The sequence below is a fragment of the Oleiphilus sp. HI0128 genome (assembly GCF_001635365.1).
Genome location: NZ_LWGG01000591.1, coordinates 1 through 601, shown reverse-complemented (window position 1 = coordinate 601; position 601 = coordinate 1). Strand labels below are relative to the sequence as shown.

1 protein-coding gene is annotated in these 601 nt (G+C 44.6%); it reads right to left on the bottom strand.

Annotated features, from left to right (window positions below; genetic code table 11):
- Window positions 1–601 (bottom strand): acyl-CoA thioesterase II (locus A3763_RS07150; protein WP_068759963.1); only part of this gene is annotated, 601 nt, incomplete at both ends.

The following is a 601-nucleotide window of genomic DNA, read 5'->3' as shown; positions in this document are numbered from 1 at the left end:
CCTCCAAGCCCAACAATTCATCTTCAGTTATATGGAAATTAATCGTTAAACTAACCGTTCCCATTGGGACGATCTTATGTCTTCGAACAAAAATTCGTGGAAAGAACGAGTCAGAGATTGCTGTTACTGAGGCATAGTCCAGCTTTCTTGCTGGCTTGTCAGAAATCCACAAGAGGCTCTCGGAGGGGTTTGCTTGTTTACCCTTAACTAGCGGCTGAAAAGGAGCACCATAAACAAAGCGCATATCGTATTGGTCTACCCAGCTCGGCATGCCCGGAAATTTTGGTAGTGAATCCACCTCTTCAAAATCTGGTGCATAAGGCATCCTTACTTCATCATTAGACCAAGTCTCATTTCGCTTAGCAAAAACACAACTAGCAGAACACTGCATTACATCGCCTTGCAAAAAATCTACACGCCAATGCTGGTTGGAACGGTTAGTTCTTAATAGAGCAGGTTTGACCACCAACTCATCATCTTCAATCGGCCCCATATAATTAATAGTAATCGATACCGGCATGCCTTCTCTTTCTGGGTGACCTAACACTGCTTGAAGGATCGTAGCCGCCGTCACACCACCGAAAGGGCCTACCATATTTTG